Below are 19,850 nucleotides of genomic sequence, written 5' to 3'. Positions count from 1 at the left end.
GTGCAGTACAATAATGTCTCCAGTTGCTTTGAAAGCTGATAAGGCCCCTTAGATACAGACACTGCTCTTTGTTGATTAATTGCTAAAGGATAGTTTTTTAATATAACGATATCAAGATGCTGTAAAATCATTCCTTGATTCGTTGATATTATCGCCCTTGAACTGTTTAGTAAAGGCCTTTAAAATGCCACCCCCTTCAGCATGTCGAAAACTGTAAAGCATGGAGGCCGGTGTGTTCCTTACACGAAACAACGTAAAGCATTAAATGCTCTATGATCATGGGTAGCTTGGTATCACCTACACTGGCGCTGCCAGATTTTATAAAGCAGAATACCGAAACATCCGCGCAGAGGTGAGGAGAAGCGCTTACGATACAAGTTACCCTCATGATGCTGTGTTAAGGCAGTGCCTAAATCATCTATAGCTACCGTAGCCAAATGCATGATATTCAGCAGCGCTATACCATAAGCCTAACTATGTAGTTGCACGTCAGGACCTAAAAAGCAGTAATCATGCTTTATCAAAACAGTCGATTAGTGCTTGCTTTCACTGGCCAAAAACAGTCCCAGTCCAGTGATAAATACAAGGCAATAATCATCTAATGATGTTCGCCTTTGGATATACAGGCAAAGAAGATGGTGAGAGTTATGTAGCAATAATAGTGTCAATGGATGACTCTATTAAAAATCTCGCATACCATCCGCATCACCTAAGAATAGCACCGAGGGCGTAACACTAATTAAAAAATAATCGCATATTCAACAACTAATGGTTTTCCCCTCATTAATTGTCTATTTTGAAAGTCAGTCAACATGACCTTTGCATAGCTCATACAGATAATCCTAAATGAATATTTGAGACAAAAATAATGACATAAAAATTCGAGCCTTACGTCACGCGTCTTATCTAAGTAGAAACGATATCAGACCATTTGAATTGTTAAGAAAATTCAATATAGCTTTTACATATTTTATCAATGACCTGTTTAGGGTGCTCTTTTTTAAGCCTGGTTAATCATGTAATCAGTACACAACATAACTAGAAGGTAGTACGACATAACTTGAATATGCGTCTTGAGATCAAACATCTTTCTCGTAAAAGACCTGATCATAAAAAAAGCAAAAAAATGGATAGCAAAATCATGTCATGATGTATGACTCTCCTGTTGTTATGAGAAAATCCGAGTCATCACTAACCTCGGTTATTTCGTCGTACTGTACGACTACAAAGGAAAGTGCGGCCCTGAACAAGACAGTTTTTCATATATGGGTAAAAATTAACGCGAAAAAACGACTTTTTTGTTGAGAATAAAAAGGGTAGTTTAATCGAGTGCCCGACAAAGATCCTCCGGCTCCGGCCCGCTTCCCCTTTTTCCGTAAGAGGTTAAAACGAACGATACATTCGGTAGCCAGGTCTAACCTGCCTGCCCTTTGCAAGTCATAGTACCGATGCTTGCAGCTAGGCAGTTATGGTAAATATTAAAAGGTCATCACGCCGCTTTGCCAGGCAAAGACAGAGTCTACAATAAACACAATTACAAGGAGACCGCGTTTGGACAGCAGCACCATTATAAGTTTGTTTATTATTGGTTCGATATTGGTGGGAGGAGGCATCCTTCTTAGCGCTTTTTCCTCACATCTTGGTATCCCTATTCTGGTTATTTTTTTGGCTATTGGTATGCTGGCAGGGGTCGATGGCCCAGGCGGTATCGCCTTTGATAACTATCCTGTAGCGTATCTTATTAGCAACCTAGCACTAGCGGTGATTTTGCTAGATGGAGGCATGCGTACCCGCGCTACTGCGTTTCGAGTTGCTCTTTGGCCGTCACTATCGCTCGCCACGGTCGGGGTGATTATCACTGCCGGCTTAACCGGCATGGTCGCGGCATGGCTATTTAGACTAGATATGATTGAAGGCATGCTTATAGGTGCCATTGTAGGTTCCACCGATGCCGCAGCAGTATTTTCGCTTTTAGGCGATAAGGGCTTAAATGAACGTATTACTTCGACACTTGAGATAGAGTCGGGCAGCAATGATCCAATGGCAGTATTTTTAACTATAACGCTTATCGCTATGATTCAAAAGGGGCAAACCCATCTTGATTGGCTATTTTTAGCGCACCTTATCCGCGAATTTGGCCTAGGTGTATGCATGGGTATGGGTGGCGGGTGGTTATTGCAGCAGATCATTAACCGCATCTCGCTAGCCAACGGGCTATATCCGCTACTAGCCGTGAGCGGTGGCATTATGATTTTCGCTTTGACCACGGCCCTGGAAGGCAGCGGTATTCTGGCAGTTTATTTATGCGGTTTTGTTCTAGGCAACCGGCCAATACGCAACCGATACGGTATTTTACAAACTTTTGACGGCATGGCCTGGCTTAGCCAGATCTGCATGTTTTTGGTATTAGGACTTTTGGTCACGCCTAGCGACTTATGGATGATTGCTATTCCGGCGCTTATTTTGTCGCTTTGGCTAATGCTAGTAGCACGTCCGCTTTCAATCTTCGTCGGTCTTCTACCATTTCGCCACTATACTACTCCTGAACGGTTTGTTCTATCCTGGATTGGACTACGCGGAGCGGTCCCAATCATTTTAGCGGTATTTCCCATGATGGCCGGTCTTGACAACGCCCCCTTATATTTTAATGTAGCATTTTTTATCGTTCTGATTTCCCTTCTGCTACAGGGAACCTCATTGGGCTTCGCCGCCCGCTTGGCGAAAGTAGTTGTACCTCCTACTACGTCCCCGATTTCGCGCGTTGGAATGGATATACATCCGGAAAACCCCTGGGAGCAGTTTATTTATCAATTAGGGAATGAAAACTGGTGCGTGGGCGCAGCATTACGTGATCTTACAATGCCTCGCCATACACGCATCGCTGCATTGTTTCGTGATAACATACTCCTTCATCTTACAGCCAACATCCGGCTTCGCGAAGGTGATGTGCTTTGTGTGATTGGACGAGAACGTGACTTGCCTGCGTTAGGAAGGCTATTCAGCCAATCCCCAACCATTGCGCTGGACCAGCGTTTCTTCGGAGATTTCATACTGGAAGCCCACGCACGCTTATGCGATGTTTCATCTATTTACGGCCTACAATTTGCCGAGGAAGTAGATAACGAACTAAATCTCGGCCAGTTTGTTATGGCATTGCTGGGTGGGGGCGAGCCGGTAGTAGGTGATAATGTCATCGCAGAAGGTGTTGTATGGACTATTGCAGAAAAAGAAGAGCACAAGGTCAGTAAAATTGGTATTAAGATCGCCAATGATACATCATAAACCAGCACCGCCCCGACGAGGCAGTGCTAGCATAAACGGATATAGCTGATAGAAATCAGCTCCTAACTGAAGTCTATCGTAGGATGGCGCGATAGAGTGTTCTGAAAACAGCTGATCTTTAAAGGCGCTGATTCAAGAAAGCCAGAGGCATACCATTTTCTTGGTACGCTGGACCTTTCGAGAACCCACAAAAGTTATGCTCCGATCAATTTTTGTGCTAATTGACTACTAGAATGGATAGTTATGCTAATAACTAGCGATTTTTTAGAGAACGCTGCTGCCAGATAGACAGGTCACTGCTTCTGAAGCTCGCTGAGGCGTCTAATATGGTATTTCGGTTTTTGTCCATTTAGGGTTGATGGCTTATATGTTATCTTATTTTTTCATCTTTTAGAGTACGGATCTGCTGTTTTCATAACTCGCCGATGCTTTCCGATAATTTATTAGCGAATGATCTGGCGATAGTTTACGATTCTTCAGAAGTGTACCGGCGATAATCAAACCCTTTCTCAGGTTCAGCCTGATTCATAAATGATCTTGTTTCCGAGAAAAAGCACTATATCGCATATTCTAGTACATCGAGCATCATAAATATGGGGATCGTTATTAACGTTGAGAGCATTTAATTAGTAATCGATAGAAATTATTGCGAACGCATCGGCAGGCAGCGTACTAGTACAGTTTATCATTGCAATCTGATGCGGTCTCAATCCACTTTAAAAGTAGTAGTCAGTATAAGTAAAAGATCAATTCAGTGCATAAAAATAATCGTAATGTTTCCTAGAATGCACTGGCTACTAGAAAATAGCGGTTATGGCCTACTATACGTTTTTCTACGTGTTATAGCTCTGCGAGCGAACTTTCAGGTTAACATATTGTAATGCTTCATGCCGCTATGCATCATTTTTCTCTTGTTGAGCGATCATAAATTTTATTTTCTCTCATGAAGAAAATTGTGTACAACACACATAAGATGCTGAGCGAATACTCAAAGTACAATATCGACTTATTAAACAAATTTATTAAAATTATGAGGTTATGGTTTAAAAGAACATGACATATTTAAAGTAGTATTAAGTGCAATCTACTAAAACCTGCTAGCGGGACAACATGTTTTTCTCGTATGCTGTTATAGCACCTGAGTCTTGTAACAATGCTACCCTAAATAAAAGTAGTTCTGTCTGTCACTAATGCAAGCGCTTAACCAAATGAAATCTATTAAAAATGCAAATGGCCTGCCGAATCTCAGCAAAATCGTTCTTCGCGCTACCAACACAAACTCTATGTGTTAGATTCAAAACATGATTCAGCATGCCTGGCGGCATCTATAAAGGCTCACAGTGCTGGACAGAGCGCATGTTCGGAAGATGTTGCAAATAACATTCCAAGCGCGAGATGCACTGCTTGACGGCGCACCGAGTTGCGATCGCCCTCTAAATGCATAAGCTGAGAAAAGAGAGCGCCCTCAGCGAGGGCGAAACCGAACCAGACCATCCCCACAGGTTTTTCAACCGTCCCCCCATCGGGGCCAGCGATACCGCTGATGGCCACCGCGTAATCAGCGGAAGCAGCGCGGAGCGCGCCGCAGGCCATCTCCTTTACCACTGCGTCGCTTACCGCACCGTGTTGTTCAATAGTCCCGTGTCGGACATTGAGCAAATCGATTTTTGCCTGATTGCTATAAGTCACAAAGCCACACTTAAACCAGTTAGAGCTACCAGCAACATCGGTAATCATCTTCGCTACCCAGCCACCTGTGCAGGACTCTGCACAGGTAATCCACTTTTTTTCTCGTTTTAACGTTGTGCCCAGCAGCACGCTGAGAGCATAGAGTTCATTGTTGTGTATAACATTTTTATTATTCACATGCATCTGATCATATTTCTCCTGCATCGAGGTAAAACATTCAAAGTGTTTGGACTGGGCAGTCTCATTTTCAGTATGTTATATAAGCTCTTTAACTTTAATTGAATAATACAAAATGATCCTGCTCTGTTATGATCTTTAGAAACGAAGATTGTATTTGCGAGGCTGCTATTTTTGGATGAAGTCTCTTTTCATGAGTTTAAACTCCAGAGAGCAATGATTTCAATAAACCGATAGCATAACATTTATGTATGCAACAAGGCCGGCACATAATTATTTTTGACAATGTGTCGTTACAAAGCATTCCCTAATGCAAAGTCGCAGGCCTCTGATCCTCTTTCAGGCGAGAGAGGTAGTTAATATTAGTCAGCATGATACCGTGAAAGTCATCACGCGGCTGAATATAAGCATCCGAACGGCAGCAATAATATCTAAAGCGGGCTATAACCCATTCTTTCACTTTCTAAAAAATACCATTTTCTGATTCAGAAAACTACCAGGAGATCATCTAAGTTGGCGTCTCTATGGTGCATAGGTGAGTGAAGTAATAGAAATAATGAAAGCACTTGGAGATAATAAGTTGTTAGGAATGTAATACATCTTCGGATCCCTTTAAAATAGGGCTTATTATATGCTAAATTATTGAATATTGAAACTTATTTAATTAAGATCATGCAGATCTTTGAGACAGGAAGGGCGCAACACCACCTTCATGCCGTTATTGTATGCTACAGATATTTGCCATTCTAATGCAAAACATGCGCAGTGGCTTTGTTAAATTCTGTAAACCAAAAGCACAAAATAGCATGATCTTCAGTACTACAAGTTTTCTATAACAAAATTTAGTCTATCAATAGACATTGATCATATAGATGAAGTTCAGGATTTTACTTCGTATCAAAGAAAATTTATCTTATGCTCACTTTTTATGATCATGAACCCAACTGCAGCATCTTACTGCTTCACGATTATGTTCAAGATTAGATCTTTATTGCATACTTTCGGAACAACTATGAATAAGAGTACCGATCAAATCCGTCAAGCGTTTCTCGAGTTTTTCCATAGCAAAGGGCATCAGGTAGTAGAAAGTAGCTCACTGGTGCCTGATAACGATACGACATTGCTGTTCACCAACGCTGGCATGAACCAATTTAAGGATGTGTTCCTGGGCTTAGATCAACGATCCTACCACAGCGCTGCTACATCGCAGCGCTGTGTGCGAGCAGGCGGCAAGCATAATGATTTAGAAAAAGTCGGTTACACATCTCGCCACCACACCTTTTTTGAGATGCTTGGAAATTTCAGCTTCGGCGATTACTTCAAACATAATGCTATTAGTTTCGCGTGGGAACTGTTGACCAGTGAGCAATGGTTTAATGTGCCAAAAGACAAGCTATTGGTGACTGTGTATGCTAATAATGATGATGAAACCTACAATATCTGGGCCCGAGAGATTGGAGTACCGATCGAGCGCATCATCCGTATCGGAGATAATAAAGGTAGCCCCTATGCCTCTGATAATTTCTGGCAAATGGGAGACACCGGCCCCTGCGGCCCCTGCTCGGAAATCTTTTATGATCATGGAGAGCATCTTTCTGGCGGTCTACCGGGAACTCCTGAAGAAAATGGCGATCGATACATCGAGATCTGGAACTTAGTGTTTATGCAATTCAACCGACAAGCTGACGGCACCTTACTTCCGCTGCCAAAGCCCTCGGTAGATACTGGGATGGGGTTAGAACGTATTGCCGCAGTACTACAACACGTTAACTCTAATTATGATATCGACTTATTCAAAAGACTCATCGCTGCGGCTGCCCAGGCTACAGACGCTAGAAATCCTCATAGCAAATCACTTCGAGTTATCGCTGATCATATTCGCGCCTGCGCTTTCCTAATTAGCGATGGCGTCATACCGTCCAACGAAGGGCGGGGCTATGTTCTTCGCCGTATCATCCGCCGCGCGATTCGGCATGGTAAGATGCTCGGTGCCAGTGACACCTTTTTCTATAAACTGACAGAGCCGCTTATCGAGGTAATGGGCAGTGCTGCAAGCCCGCTACAGCGACAAAGAATCATGATAGAGCAGGTGCTGCACGCCGAAGAAGCTCAGTTTGCCAGAACACTTGAGCATGGCTTGAAGTTGCTAGAGGCACATCTAAACAAACTGACTAGCAAAACCCTCGACGGAGAAACTGCCTTCCATTTATATGATACGTATGGTTTTCCTCTAGATTTAACCATTGATATCTGCGAAGAACGCAACCGAGGCGTCGATACGGCTGGCTTTGAACACGCTATGGCAGCGCAGCGCAACCGCGCGCGTCAATCGAGCAGTTTCGGTGCTGACCACCACAGTATCCTGCATATCGAGGAAAAAACCTATTTCTATGGCTATGAAAAACTTATGCATCAGGCAGTTGTAACCGCACTGTTCCTCAATGACCAACCGCGAGAAGTCATTGTTCAGGGTGACAAAGCCGTAGTAGTGCTTGATGCAACGCCGTTCTATGGCACAGCTGGTGGACAGGTAGGTGACCGGGGCCAATTAAAATCTATTGACGGGCTTTTCGAAGTTTTGGATACACAGAAATATAGCAAGGCACTTGGTCACTTCGGGCAACTCAGCTACGGTGAACTTAGGCTAGGAGCGAAGGTCACGGCACAGGTAGATAGGGAACGCCGTGAGCAAATCTGCTTGAATCATTCAGCTACTCATTTACTGCATACAGCATTAATTCGAGTTCTCGGTGAACATGTCAGGCAGAAGGGGTCGCTGGTTAACGACCAATACCTACGTTTCGATTTTTCTCATAATATGGCCATGACATCAGCACAGATCCGTCGAGTAGAAGAGATCGTGAATCAGCAGATCCGCTATAACTTATCCATACAGACCGATCTGATGGCACTAGAAGATGCCCGAAATATCGGGGCCATAGCTCTTTTTGGTGAAAAATACGAGGAAAAGGTTAGGATGGTACGTATAGGCGCTTTCTCCACCGAGCTTTGTGGCGGGACCCATGCTAGACGTACCGGCGATCTTGGCTTGTTCTCGATCACATCGGAATCTGGCCGCGCTGCCGGTATTCGTCGTGTCGAAGCTATAACTGGCGAAAAAGCATTAAGAGTAGTTCAGCGGCAGAGGGATTTAATGCATCTTATTTCGCAGTTGGTGAAAGGCGACAGTCATACGCTACCAGATAAAGTCTTAGCATTGCAGGTGCGCTGCCGCCAACTAGATAAAGATCTCCAAAAATTAAAGAACCTGCAAGTTGCACAGCAAAGCACATTAATCGGCCATAACGCGCGCGACATCAACGGAGTCAAAGTTCTAGTAAGGCAAGTTAAGAATGTCGAATCGAAAATGTTACGCAGGATCGTGAACGATCTGAAAAACCAATTAGGATCCGCAGTCATCATTCTTGTAACTGTGGCAGAAGGCAAAGTGAGCTTGATAGCCAGCGTAGCCAGTGATTTGACCGATCGGATTAAGGCAGATGATATTGTTACTTACGTTACCAAAAAAATAGGTGGAAAAGGCGGCGGACGATCCGATCTGGCGCAGGGAGGGGGTAGCGATACCGCTGCATTGCCAGTAGCAATGGCGTGCTTAAATGAGATGTTGATCGAAAAGCTCTGACTAGAGTTTAAAATGCGTTATAATAAATAGTATGAACTTATGTTCAATTAAAGCACGTAAATAAATAATCTTCCAAAAAAGTTAGATACGGATCAGTTAGCCATATCGAAATATCTTGATATTATCTCATGAATAGACTGAGGATGAGCTATTCATGCATGTACACTACTTACACTTTCATAGTATATGATAGATAATAGCGGGACAATGAGACGCCCGACTCTTTTAATCGTTCAAGGAGCAAAGCATGCTTATTCTGACTCGTCGAGTTGGTGAGAGCCTCATGATTGGTGATGAGGTTACAGTTACTGTTTTAGGTGTCAAAGGCAACCAAGTTCGCATCGGTGTTAATGCCCCTAAAGCCGTTTCTGTGCATCGTGAAGAAATATACCAGCGTATCCAGACTGAAAAGTTACAACAGACTCCGTACTAATTTTTTAGCGCCTTACCCGGTGCGAGGCGCAGCCCCAGGAGCCTTGTTATCAGTTTTGTTCTAAGATTCTATCTTTTTTCTCATTGTTCAAATGTTTTCGATCAAACGGTTTTTGATCAATCTTTAGCCTCTAATCTATTTAAATTCAAAAAAAATTGTGCCACTATCCGTGCAAGGGGAAAAACAGTTTGACTTATCAATCCCAAAAGGTAATATACACTGCTTGCAGTACCTTATGAAATTCAACAATCGCGTGTAGGTGAGGTGGCCGAGAGGCTGAAGGCGCTCCCCTGCTAAGGGAGTATATAGTTAAAACCTGTATCGAGGGTTCGAATCCCTCCCTCGCCGCCATTTAAAATGCATCCGTAGCTCAGTTGGATAGAGTACTCGGCTACGAACCGAGCGGTCGGAGGTTCGAATCCTCCCGGATGCACCATTCTTTTACTGTTGTGAAATGAGCACACTGTGTTACGCTGCCTCCTCCGGGGAAAACAAATCTTGAGAGATGTTGATACTGTTATCGATAGTTTTAACTATTGTACCGTTAAGTGCTATAAACTTTTCTGCGATCTTAAGCGTATTTATGGTATTTTTTACTAGCATTAAACATTTTTTTAAAGAATCAGCAGTAGAAAATAACATACTTACTTTATTCGAAGAGTCTTATTGCCGTTAAAAAGCTCACGCTCAAACAGGCATTATCCTAATAATTTGTATTATTAGCCCTATCAATCAAAACCGATTGAACAGTGATCTTGTTATGCGATAAAGCGGCTATAGATAATTTTACTGGTCGTGCTATGTACAGCTAGTCTGCGTTTTTTAAATATTTCTGAAAAAGTGATGTATCTCTACGCTCAGCGCGATATATGTTGTCATATCAAGCATCTGCTTAAGAAATCTTATAACGTTAAGCACTTCATATTTTGCATCATGATTCTTGTAAGCTCAATCTTGGCTTCTTCTAAATCATGCTCTCCTACTGGATCGCTACTGCGGAGAGACAGTTTAATCTACTCCGTATCAGGCGGTTTTTGGGAGGATCAATTACCTCATTCCGGCGTATTGCAGCAAACTCAAAGATGAGAGATTAACCAATTACTGCTTAAGAGACAGGTATCTATATTTTCCTTACGGCCAGTGACTGTTATTACCAACAGGCACAACGGCCTTTAAATCCTTCCTTAAGGTTTTTTATTGCTAATACATCTCGACACTAAACAGCTTCACTGCTACGTAACATGATTGTTTCCCCAGAACGAGCAGGCTGATCGTACATTGTGCGCTTTGTCTATTTAGTGTGGGATATATCAATCGCGTGGGATCTTCACAGTAGAAGGATAGACGGCGTTATCACGCGATTTCTTAGCGCGGTGTTAATAGTCTAAGCATCATGCTATCGACAACTTCAGATAAGTCACCCCCCGAGCACCCCTCGCATAAGCGCCTCAGTAAAGTGTTTTCTGCATACCGATATATAGCAATTATTACCACCAATTAGTACCTGTTCGCCCTCACGCATCACCGAACCCTTCCCGTCAGTTCGTAGCACGCGGTTAGCTTTTCGCCCGCAATGGCATACGGTTTTCAGTTCCACCAGCTTATCCGCCCAGGCTAATAGCCATAAACTACCGATAAATGGCTCCGCGCGAAAATCTGTTCGCAAGCCATAGCATAGCACCGGGATAGTCAACTTATCTACTACCTCACATAGCCCGGCAACCTGCTCACGACTTAAAAAGTGACACTCATCTACTAGTACGCAATGAACGGCCTGTTGGCGATGGGCGGTGGCCACAGCTAAAAAAAAATCAGTTTTGACATTGAATGATTCGGCAGGGGAAGACAGTCCAATACGCGAACTCACCTGCCCACGGGCGTATCGGTCGTCAATGTCTGCTGTGAACACTAGAGTGCACATGTTGAGCTCTTGATAATTATAGGATGACTGCAGTAGTGCTGTAGACTTACCTGCATTCATTGCAGAATAATAAAAATAGAGTTGCGCCATTAGTGCGGGAGATTGCCTAAATGATACAGAAATGCATAATTTATAATTATACTATATTAGGTGCAGAGATAAAAGTGTTTTAGAGCCTGCAATTCCCATACTTATCGGAGATACACAACAGATAATCCCAGACTTGAGGTTATCAGTGAAACTGAATACAGAAGGTGTGTCAGAAAGGTGTTAACGAGAACATCATATGGTGCAATGTCTCATATGACAATATGAACAAATACAGTCATAGATCGGTTCAGCTGAATTAGATCAAAAAACTCATTTGACTATCAGCACATCAGTGGCTAACGCCGCCTACCATACACGTTGCTGTAGAAGTGCTCTAATTTATAAACGCCAAGCAATCTATGACTTACCGTGGGGCGAACAATATTGCCTAGTTACATGCTATGTGCATAAGAAGATAATTGAACATTAATCTCTAAAAGAGAGTTGTCATAATTAAAAAACACCAGGTCATGAATCTCGGCTCTTACTGACTGCAATTCTATCTTCTGGTTAAAGGCCCTGCTAGGTGGTCCTTGAATCCTGCATCGCTATCAGACGCAATAGGCATGCATATGATGAGGATCACAACGTGATTATCAGGATTGTGCTGTTAAAAATCAATATCGTCCAGTATACGTATCGTATCACATTATCCCCACGATCAGCTAACTCGAAAACACTCTGGTATTTTTAATCAGGCTTTTTAACGATATAATCGTTGCCTGATCTGTATGCCTGTTGCAATCTATATGATATATAAGTAGCAATTGCTTTTATCAACAACAAACCCTTTAATCATGAGCGCATGCGTAAGACTGTAATATCGCATCAGACCCGTACCGGTTACTTTACTCAGCATTCTCTTGCTAAAAAAGAGACTATCGTAGCCCAATTTAATCAGGGCGGCCTGGTTGACTCAACATGGATTGATCTCGAGTCTTGCATAAAACTATAAAAAAGTTTTTTTGCTCCGATAAAGCGCAGAACAATGGCATCGCCCACTACAATCAAAATTTGCAGACGATGTCATCGTGCTTCCGAATTTTGGGGAAAATTATGTCAGTGCGCAGTAATACTTTGTCAGCATTACTCTTCCCCCCCCTGGATTAGCCGCGGCACATACCTAATTTCTCATCCTAACGCAACCCGGGGAACGGCCGTAGAAAGCGCCGAACCTCAAGAATATCCCTCTCAAGGAATAGCTCTATTTATCTACAGCCGAAGGACATGAATGTTATTCAAATTAATCCCGAGAGGGGAAAGCGTGCACACCTTTCTCTTCAGGACAAACAAAGCCCCCCTCTGGAAGAGGGTCTGAACCTTACTGTCACTTTATAGCATCGCGAGGGCGGTGTAAAAATTATAACAGGAGCATGTCTTTGAAGCGGCGTTCAATACAAGAAAAATACCAGGCGTGGTGCAGATTGATGCGCACTGATCAGCCTATCGGTTCGCTACTACTGCTCTGGCCAACGCTTTGGGCTCTGTGGATAGCGGGTATGGGCATTCCCAGTCTAGGAACGCTGGCGGTATTTATTCTCGGTGTATTGTGTATGCGCTCCGCGGGCTGCGTGATGAACGATTATGTGGACCGTAAAATAGACGGCGGTGTTACACGCACCTGCAGCCGTCCATTTCCCAGCGGGCTCATCGGCGAAAAAGAAGCTTTGCTACTGTTCGGCGCGCTGATAGGAATTGCCTTCACACTAGTGTTGATGTTGAGTAGTATGACCATTAGACTGTCAACAATAGCATTAGTATTGGTATTAGTTTATCCGTTCATGAAGCGCTATACGCATGTGCCTCAGCTAGTGCTAGGCGGGGCATTCAGCTGGTCCATTCCGATGGCATTTTCTGAGGTCAGTCAGGACTTAAATTTAAACTGCTGGCTTCTATTTCTTGCCAATGTCACCTGGACGATAGCTTACGATACCCAATACGCAATGGTGGATCGGGAAGATGATTTGCGTATCGGCGTCAAATCTACAGCGATTTTTTTTGGTCGCTTCGATATACTGATCATCGGGTTACTGCAATTCATAACGCTGTTTTTTCTGATAATGATTGGCTGGAGGGTTGGACTTAACGGGTTTTACTATTTAGCACTAGTGGGCTCTACAGCATTATTTCTCTGGCAGAAACAGATTATGGCTAAACGCGAACGACCGTCCTATTATCGGGCATTTCTAAACAATAATTTCGTTGGAATGCTAATTTTTATTGGAATTTTTCTCAGTTTATTGCCGCAGTAAGCTTCTTTAGATAATCGTATGTAATTTTCAAATAACGGTATTTTGATTACCACTCTTTAGAGTGGGGGGATAGTCTTCACCCGGCATCCTAGATATAGGGATGCGGAATAAGCACTTAACTGTTTTTCTCAAATAAACCAGATTATAGGAACGTGCATCCTTATCACCGTAATCTGACACTTCCTGATCTTCAAGTAGGTTTGGTGGTTTATGAAATTCATTTGATCGTCTGCAGCAGCGGTACCTCTATGAGACAAATAGATACAGCTTATTGCAAATAACATAAAAAATATTTTTTCGATAGTCTTCTTTTTCACTACCTATCCTCCTTCAGCACACACTCTAAAGATAGAGAGCTAAAAGAGTCAATGAGTTACCCCCCCTGAAGGTTAACGTTGTTATCCTGATAATTATTATCTTCCTCCTTATTAAATTAAAAAAATCGTCTGGACATTTTCTCACCGCCTGGATGAATATAAAATGCTCGTGAACGTATCTTTTTAAGCCCTCAGAAAAAGGCTAAGCATCGATGTCATCATTAGTAGGCTTCTGATGAGCTAACTCCAGAAGAACATTGGGTCTGCGCTCCTATTCAAGAGCGGTTGTCTCTAGCTATGCAGCACAATAGCTAACTCATTGATGCATAATGCTAGCAGCTCGTACTTCTTGCAGGCGTATTTGTTAGTAAAAAATAGGTGATTGTAATTTTTTATTACTATCAGACTTTTTGAAATGCGTTTAATAACATGAATCATTAATTCTCTAAAAGTTTTTTTCTTTAAAAATTTTGAAAAACAGTACTTCCGGTAATAGCATACAAATTCGAAGACCACACCTGAATTCTTTTTCTCTGGAGCCTGAAAAGTTGTACGCCTCATCAGCATTAAGGTTATATGTCACATCACAGAACTAATGCATTTACACCACTTCTATATAGGCCGTATCTTCTCTATATCAATAATGTTTCATGCAGCACTCTCTGGATCGCTGTCAAGAGAAAATGATGCCCCTACCCCGCTTAAAGCATCGGAGTGGATAATATTTGTCAGAAATTTAAAGAGCCAAGAAGTTGAAAATTGCTCTCTAAACAGCCGTGAGCTGCCTGAAAAAAGTTCGTGATCATGGGGCTCGGTAGCTAACAGGGACATGTTCCGGTTCAAATGATCCTGACTCTAGCTATTTGAGTATAGGAAACTCTTATGCACCGGTAAGTCCTGAAATCACCGTAGTCAACGTACTGTACACCTCCGAATTATACTGTTAGGCATGCCATACGCGGTCTAAATTTTGTCACAAGATCTCTGCTATTGATTCAATCCCTACGAGCTCCAGTCCTTATTTAACAAAGCATAATCTCCCTTTTAATTCATAAAGCCTGCATTTATAAAAGAAAACGTCGTATGTTAATTAACATTTTCTACGCAATCATCGATGTATATCTTTCCATTCTACTGAAGACCTAAAAGATAGTGCGCTCGCTCTTATTAACATCACGGGTAATAATGGAAGTGCAAAGATGCAACTAACGCGTCTGAAAAAATATCTGTTTTTAGAAACTATCTCGGGTAACGGTCAGTTTCATGATGAAGCGTAGCTCAAAAAAACACATAAACAGCTATTTGAAATGACAGGAAAGAGATTGACGCATATAGCGAGGCGAAGTAGTATGCACCATATTACGGTGAGTGGCGCAGCCTGGTAGCGCAATACGTTCGGGACGTATAGGTCGGAGGTTCAAATCCTCTCTCGCCGACCAATGTTCATCTGTGACGCTACGTCCTATACATCTACCACTAGAAGTCAACAAGTTATTTTTATATTAATGTTATTACTAGATCACTTGTCACATGCTTATAAAAATAACTATTAAATATGGATATTACATTCTATTCATCGAATAATATAACTAATTTTTTGAACTACATACCTCCTGGTAGACCGTGGGAAAAATAGCGCGCTGAAGATGAATAATATTACCAAATGTATATTTTGATAAAAACTAACCCTGCTGACTTTCATAGGGCGCATATCTCCTTTATTTAGTTTTGTGATAGAAACGGCGCTAAAACACTTTCCTATGCTATAATCCTTAAGACCTCTGAGACTAAATGATCGTATTTTACTATATACATATATTGTATAGGCAATATATACTGTATACCTTAATTATAGTCTATCCTATTAATCACATTGATGATTGCCATTACCTTTACTAAATAAATATAATTTATTCCTCAGATTGATATAGCCATCATGCAGTTTTATTATCACATGCTATGTACTCATGAGTGCTCACTTTATAATTTTACGTTACAGTAAGCACTCGGTGTGCTCAACTAACCGCATGTAGTTGGTTGTCCAACGGATGTATTAGTGATAATAATCAAACGCCGCTGAATAAAAGATTCACTAGCGCCACTAGCTGAATTTTTTACTTAGAACGTTCTAAAATAGGCCGTAAATAGCGCGCAGTATGTGATGCTTTACAGGCTGCCACCGTTTCAGGTGTTCCGGTCACTAAAATTTTACCACCCCCGTTACCGCCTTCCGGGCCCAGATCAACGATCCAGTCGGATGCTTTTATCATGTCCAGGTTATGCTCAATCACCACTACGGTGTTCCCCTGATTCCTTAGTCGATGCAGTACCCCCAGTAATTGTTGAATATCGGCGAAATGCAAACCAGTTGTTGGCTCGTCGAGGATATACAGCGTTTTACCAGTGCCACGCTTAGATAGCTCACGAGCCAGCTTGACCCTCTGTGCCTCTCCACCAGAGAGCGTGGTAGCCGGTTGCCCTAATCGAACATAAAATAGCCCAACATCTATCAGAGTTTGTAGCTTGCACGTTAAAGAAGGCACTGCTTCGAAAAACACCTGCGCTTTCTCAATGGTCATCTCCAGCACCTGATGAATATTCTTCCCCTTATATTTAATTTCCAGGGTTTCACGGTTATAACGCTGACTGTTACAGTGATCGCAGGACACATAAATATCTGGGAGGAAATGCATTTCCACCTTGATCATGCCATCTCCTTGGCATGCTTCACAGCGCCCGCCGCGCACATTAAAGCTGAAACGACCTGGCATGTATCCACGGGATCGAGCTTCCGGCACGCCGGCGAATAGCTCACGCACCGTCTTAAACACACCCGTATAGGTCGCGGGATTAGAGCGCGGTGTCTGGCCGAGAGGAGTCTGATCGATATCAATGACTTTATCGAAATATTCCAGCCCTTGCACATCTCGATAAAACGCGACTTTGGTAGTGATAGCCCCGCTCAGCTTATGCTGCGCTACCGGAAATAATGTATCGTTAATAAGCGTGGATTTACCGGAGCCAGACACACCAGTGATACAAGTAAAGAGGCCCACTGGCAGGGTCATCGTCACATTCTTAAGATTGTTACCGTGCGCGCCGATTAGCGTCAATACTCGGGTGAGATCAGGCGGTATGCGCGCCTTCGGAACGGGAATTACCCGAGCCCTGCTAAGGAACTGTCCTGTCAGAGATGCTGGATGAGCCATGATTTCCTCGACAGTACCTTCGGCTACAATCTCTCCGCCATGTATGCCAGCTCCTGGACCGATATCTATGATATGATCAGCAATCCGGATAGCCTCTTCGTCGTGCTCTACCACTATAACCGTATTCCCGAGATCTCGAAGATGCTCTAAGGTTTTCAACAGCCGTGCGTTATCCCGCTGATGCAATCCGATGGACGGTTCATCCAGAACATACATTATGCCCACCATACCAGAGCCAATCTGACTTGCCAAACGGATGCGTTGGCCCTCACCGCCGGAAAGAGTTGCTGCCGAACGTGAGAGAGAAAGGTAGCTTAAGCCAACATTCACAAGAAACTGCAGGCGATCGCGAATCTCTTTCAGGACTACTACAGCAATCTTGGCTCGCTGACCGCTTAGTTGCATGCCTTTAAAAAACCTCAATGCATGACCGATGCTCATCTCTGAAATTTCCGGCAAGGTCGTGTGCTCCACGAAGACGTGGCGGGACTCCCGCCGCAGACGAGTACTGTCGCAGGTGGTGCAGGGGTGGTTGCTCATATATTTAGCCAGCTCTTCCCGTGCTGCAGCAGACTTGGTTTCCCTATAGCGGCGCTGCATATTCGGCAGCACCCCTTCAAATGGTTGGTGTCGAACCGATGTATCCCCATAATTATTAGTATATTTAAATTCAATATTTTCTTTTCCGGATCCGAAAAAAATTTTTTTCTGAATCATTGGGCTGAGAGTATGAAATGGGGCATCGACATCAAAATTATAGTATGCAGCTAACGCACTCAGCATCTGGAAGGAGGAACCGCTAAGCCGATCCCATCCGAAAATCGCACCTCCGGCAAGAGATATGTCTTGATTTTTTAATACTCTGTCGCGATCAAAGTACTGCTGCACACCGAGCCCGTCGCAGGCGGGGCAGGCGCCTGCTGGGTTGTTGAAGGAGAACAGCCTGGGCTCCAGCTTGGGCATACTATAGCCGCAGATCGGGCAGGAACAGTTTGCAGAAAATAGCAGTTCTTCTGTGTTCTTGTCATCCATATCCGCAACCACTGCAATACCGCCCGAGAGACCGAGCGCGGTTTCAAAGGATTCTGCTAGACGCTGTGCAAGCTCCTCTTTCACCTTGAAACGATCAACCACGACTTCGATGGTATGTTTTTTTTGCAACTCGAGTTTCGGAGGATCCGCTAAATCATAGACCTTGTGATCGATGCGCACTCGGATATAGCCCTGCGATGCAAAATATTCTAACGTTTTTCTGTACTCTCCTTTTCGCTCTTTCATGATAGGCGCCAGCAGCATCAGGCGTTTCTTTCCCGGTTGCTCGAGTACTTTATCCACCATCTGGCTCACAGTCTGTGTCGCTAGCGGCACATGATGATCTGGGCAGCGTGGTTCACCAACTCGGGCGTATAAAAGACGCAGGTAATCGTAGATTTCGGTTATCGTTCCAACCGTCGAGCGCGGATTATGTGACGTAGATTTTTGTTCGATCGAAATAGAGGGCGACAGACCTACGATCTCCTCAACATCTGGCTTATCCATCACCGAAAGAAACTGACGAGCATAAGTAGAAAGCGATTCAACATACCGCCGTTGGCCTTCAGCATAAAGTGTATCGAACGCGAGAGATGATTTACCGGAACCTGACAAGCCGGTAATTACTATCAATTTATTGCGGGGAATCACCAGACTAATGTTTTTCAGGTTATGGGTGCGGGCACCACGAACTTCAATTTTATCCATTCAACTAATCCCAATACTGGATGAATTAGGAAATGACTTGAAAGATTAAAAAATATGATAACGGGGGAAAGAAGTCAATTCGTTCATAAAAAATCAAGCAATATTGAGTGTTAATTCAAACGCTAGGAAAGCGAATCATTTAGAAAATTTTGCATGCATTGAAACGTCAGTAAACATTGCTTAAGATTAGTATTTTTATTTCAAAAACTCCTCTCTATGGCACTGCAATTATTTTAAATCACCAACTAGTTCACCTTACAATGCGCTCGTTAATTGGTTTCGTTTTCTAAAACAAAAAATCTATAATTATCGTTTTCCAAATAGAAAAAAACCGCTCTTAGCTAGTAAGACTAAAAACTATTCTAGATAAATTCATGTATCATGATGATGTTGAAGACAAAAGCAGTATTGAGCCTTTTAGTCAAGCCTGTAAAAAGTTTTCTGCAAAAAGAACATTTATAATACGTAGTGCCGGCACTATAAGGGCTATTATAGCGCGCCTCAGAGGCCGTGGAATGCTCCTAATAGCTTAGTCTCATTAAGGATGATCCCTATCACAATCACCTTGCTTACCGGTAAGTTATAATCAAAAAAATAGCTTGATTCCTCAGATTTATTGAGCATCAAAATATAGCCCTTATAGTTTAGAGGCTATAATGAGAACCTCATTCTTGTTATCGGTTATTATTTCTACTGCATAGAGACTCTGGTAGAGTTAGAAATAATTGATGCTCTTTGGTTTAGATAAAACTATTACGCTCTTGAACATATACTTAAATCTTATGAGAAAATAATTAATCTGCAATGATTAGAATGTACTGATAAAGCTTCGTGGCAACAAAGTACGATTCTGGCTCATGAAGATCAATCAACTACGCTGAGAGCTAAAGAAAGTTCCATCTACAGCTAATTAAAGTTATTTTCCTACGTCAGCCAGTGAGTGACACTTGTACCGTAACTTTATTATAACAACTATTTTTAAAATAAAGATATTAAACTAATGCATGTGGTAAATGATAAATAATCATGCTTTTCTGCTATGATGTTTAGTCATTAATGTTTTTTAGAGGTGCTGTGTTCTGATAAATTCTACTTTC

7 protein-coding genes and 3 tRNA genes are annotated in these 19,850 nt (G+C 42.7%); 7 read left to right on the top strand and 3 right to left on the bottom strand.

Features of this window, described 5'->3' with window-relative positions; translation table 11 throughout:
• Positions 1–1,551 precede the first annotated feature (1,551 nt).
• The gene (locus A359_RS03980) at positions 1,552–3,282 is read left to right on the top strand and encodes a potassium/proton antiporter (protein ID WP_014888595.1); all 1,731 of its coding nucleotides are present in this window, start codon (positions 1,552–1,554) and stop codon (positions 3,280–3,282) included.
• A gap of 1,335 nt (positions 3,283–4,617) precedes the next feature.
• Here the strand turns inward: A359_RS03980 and pncC are convergent.
• The gene (pncC, locus tag A359_RS03975) at positions 4,618–5,130 is read right to left on the bottom strand and encodes a nicotinamide-nucleotide amidase (RefSeq protein ID WP_160142742.1); all 513 of its coding nucleotides are present in this window, start codon (positions 5,128–5,130) and stop codon (positions 4,618–4,620) included.
• 1,030 nt (positions 5,131–6,160) lie between these two features.
• Here pncC and alaS point away from each other — a divergent pair.
• The 4 genes from alaS (at position 6,161) to A359_RS03955 (ending at position 9,660) form a co-directional block, all read left to right on the top strand.
• Entirely contained in the window at positions 6,161–8,791 is a 2,631-nt protein-coding gene (gene alaS, locus A359_RS03970) for an alanine--tRNA ligase (RefSeq protein ID WP_014888593.1), read from the top strand.
• A gap of 247 nt (positions 8,792–9,038) precedes the next feature.
• A complete protein-coding gene (gene csrA, locus A359_RS03965) occupies positions 9,039–9,224 on the top strand; it encodes a carbon storage regulator CsrA (RefSeq protein WP_014888592.1) in 186 nt (61 codons plus the stop codon).
• Between the two features lie 258 nt (positions 9,225–9,482).
• Positions 9,483–9,575, top strand: a tRNA-Ser gene (locus tag A359_RS03960).
• An 8-nt stretch (positions 9,576–9,583) separates the two neighbouring features.
• A tRNA-Arg gene (locus A359_RS03955) sits at positions 9,584–9,660 on the top strand.
• Positions 9,661–10,641: 981 nt separating this feature from the next.
• Here the strand turns inward: A359_RS03955 and A359_RS03950 are convergent.
• Positions 10,642–11,235: a thymidine kinase gene (locus tag A359_RS03950; protein ID WP_014888591.1), complete on the bottom strand. Its 594-nt coding sequence runs from the start codon at positions 11,233–11,235 to the stop codon at positions 10,642–10,644.
• Between the two features lie 1,379 nt (positions 11,236–12,614).
• Here A359_RS03950 and ubiA point away from each other — a divergent pair.
• Both ubiA and A359_RS03935 read left to right on the top strand, forming a co-directional pair.
• Positions 12,615–13,487, top strand: coding sequence for a 4-hydroxybenzoate octaprenyltransferase (gene ubiA / locus A359_RS03945; RefSeq protein WP_014888590.1), 873 nt, complete (start codon positions 12,615–12,617; stop codon positions 13,485–13,487).
• 1,679 nt (positions 13,488–15,166) lie between these two features.
• Positions 15,167–15,243 (top strand) — tRNA-Pro (locus tag A359_RS03935).
• A gap of 675 nt (positions 15,244–15,918) precedes the next feature.
• Here the strand turns inward: A359_RS03935 and uvrA are convergent.
• Positions 15,919–18,753: an excinuclease ABC subunit UvrA gene (uvrA, locus tag A359_RS03930; protein ID WP_014888588.1), complete on the bottom strand. Its 2,835-nt coding sequence runs from the start codon at positions 18,751–18,753 to the stop codon at positions 15,919–15,921.
• Positions 18,754–19,850 lie beyond the last annotated feature (1,097 nt).

The organism is secondary endosymbiont of Ctenarytaina eucalypti (assembly GCF_000287335.1).
Taxonomy (GTDB): Bacteria; Pseudomonadota; Gammaproteobacteria; order Enterobacterales; family Enterobacteriaceae.
This window is presented reverse-complemented; position numbering and strand designations above follow the sequence as displayed.

Coding starts and splice junctions, on each gene's coding strand:
- alaS (WP_014888593.1), top strand. CDS start 6,161: ATGAATAAGAGTACCGATCAAATCCGTCAAGCGTTTCTCGAGTTTTTC.
- csrA (WP_014888592.1), top strand. CDS start 9,039: ATGCTTATTCTGACTCGTCGAGTTGGTGAGAGCCTCATGATTGGTGAT.
- A359_RS03950 (WP_014888591.1), bottom strand. CDS start 11,235: ATGGCGCAACTCTATTTTTATTATTCTGCAATGAATGCAGGTAAGTCT.
- uvrA (WP_014888588.1), bottom strand. CDS start 18,753: ATGGATAAAATTGAAGTTCGTGGTGCCCGCACCCATAACCTGAAAAAC.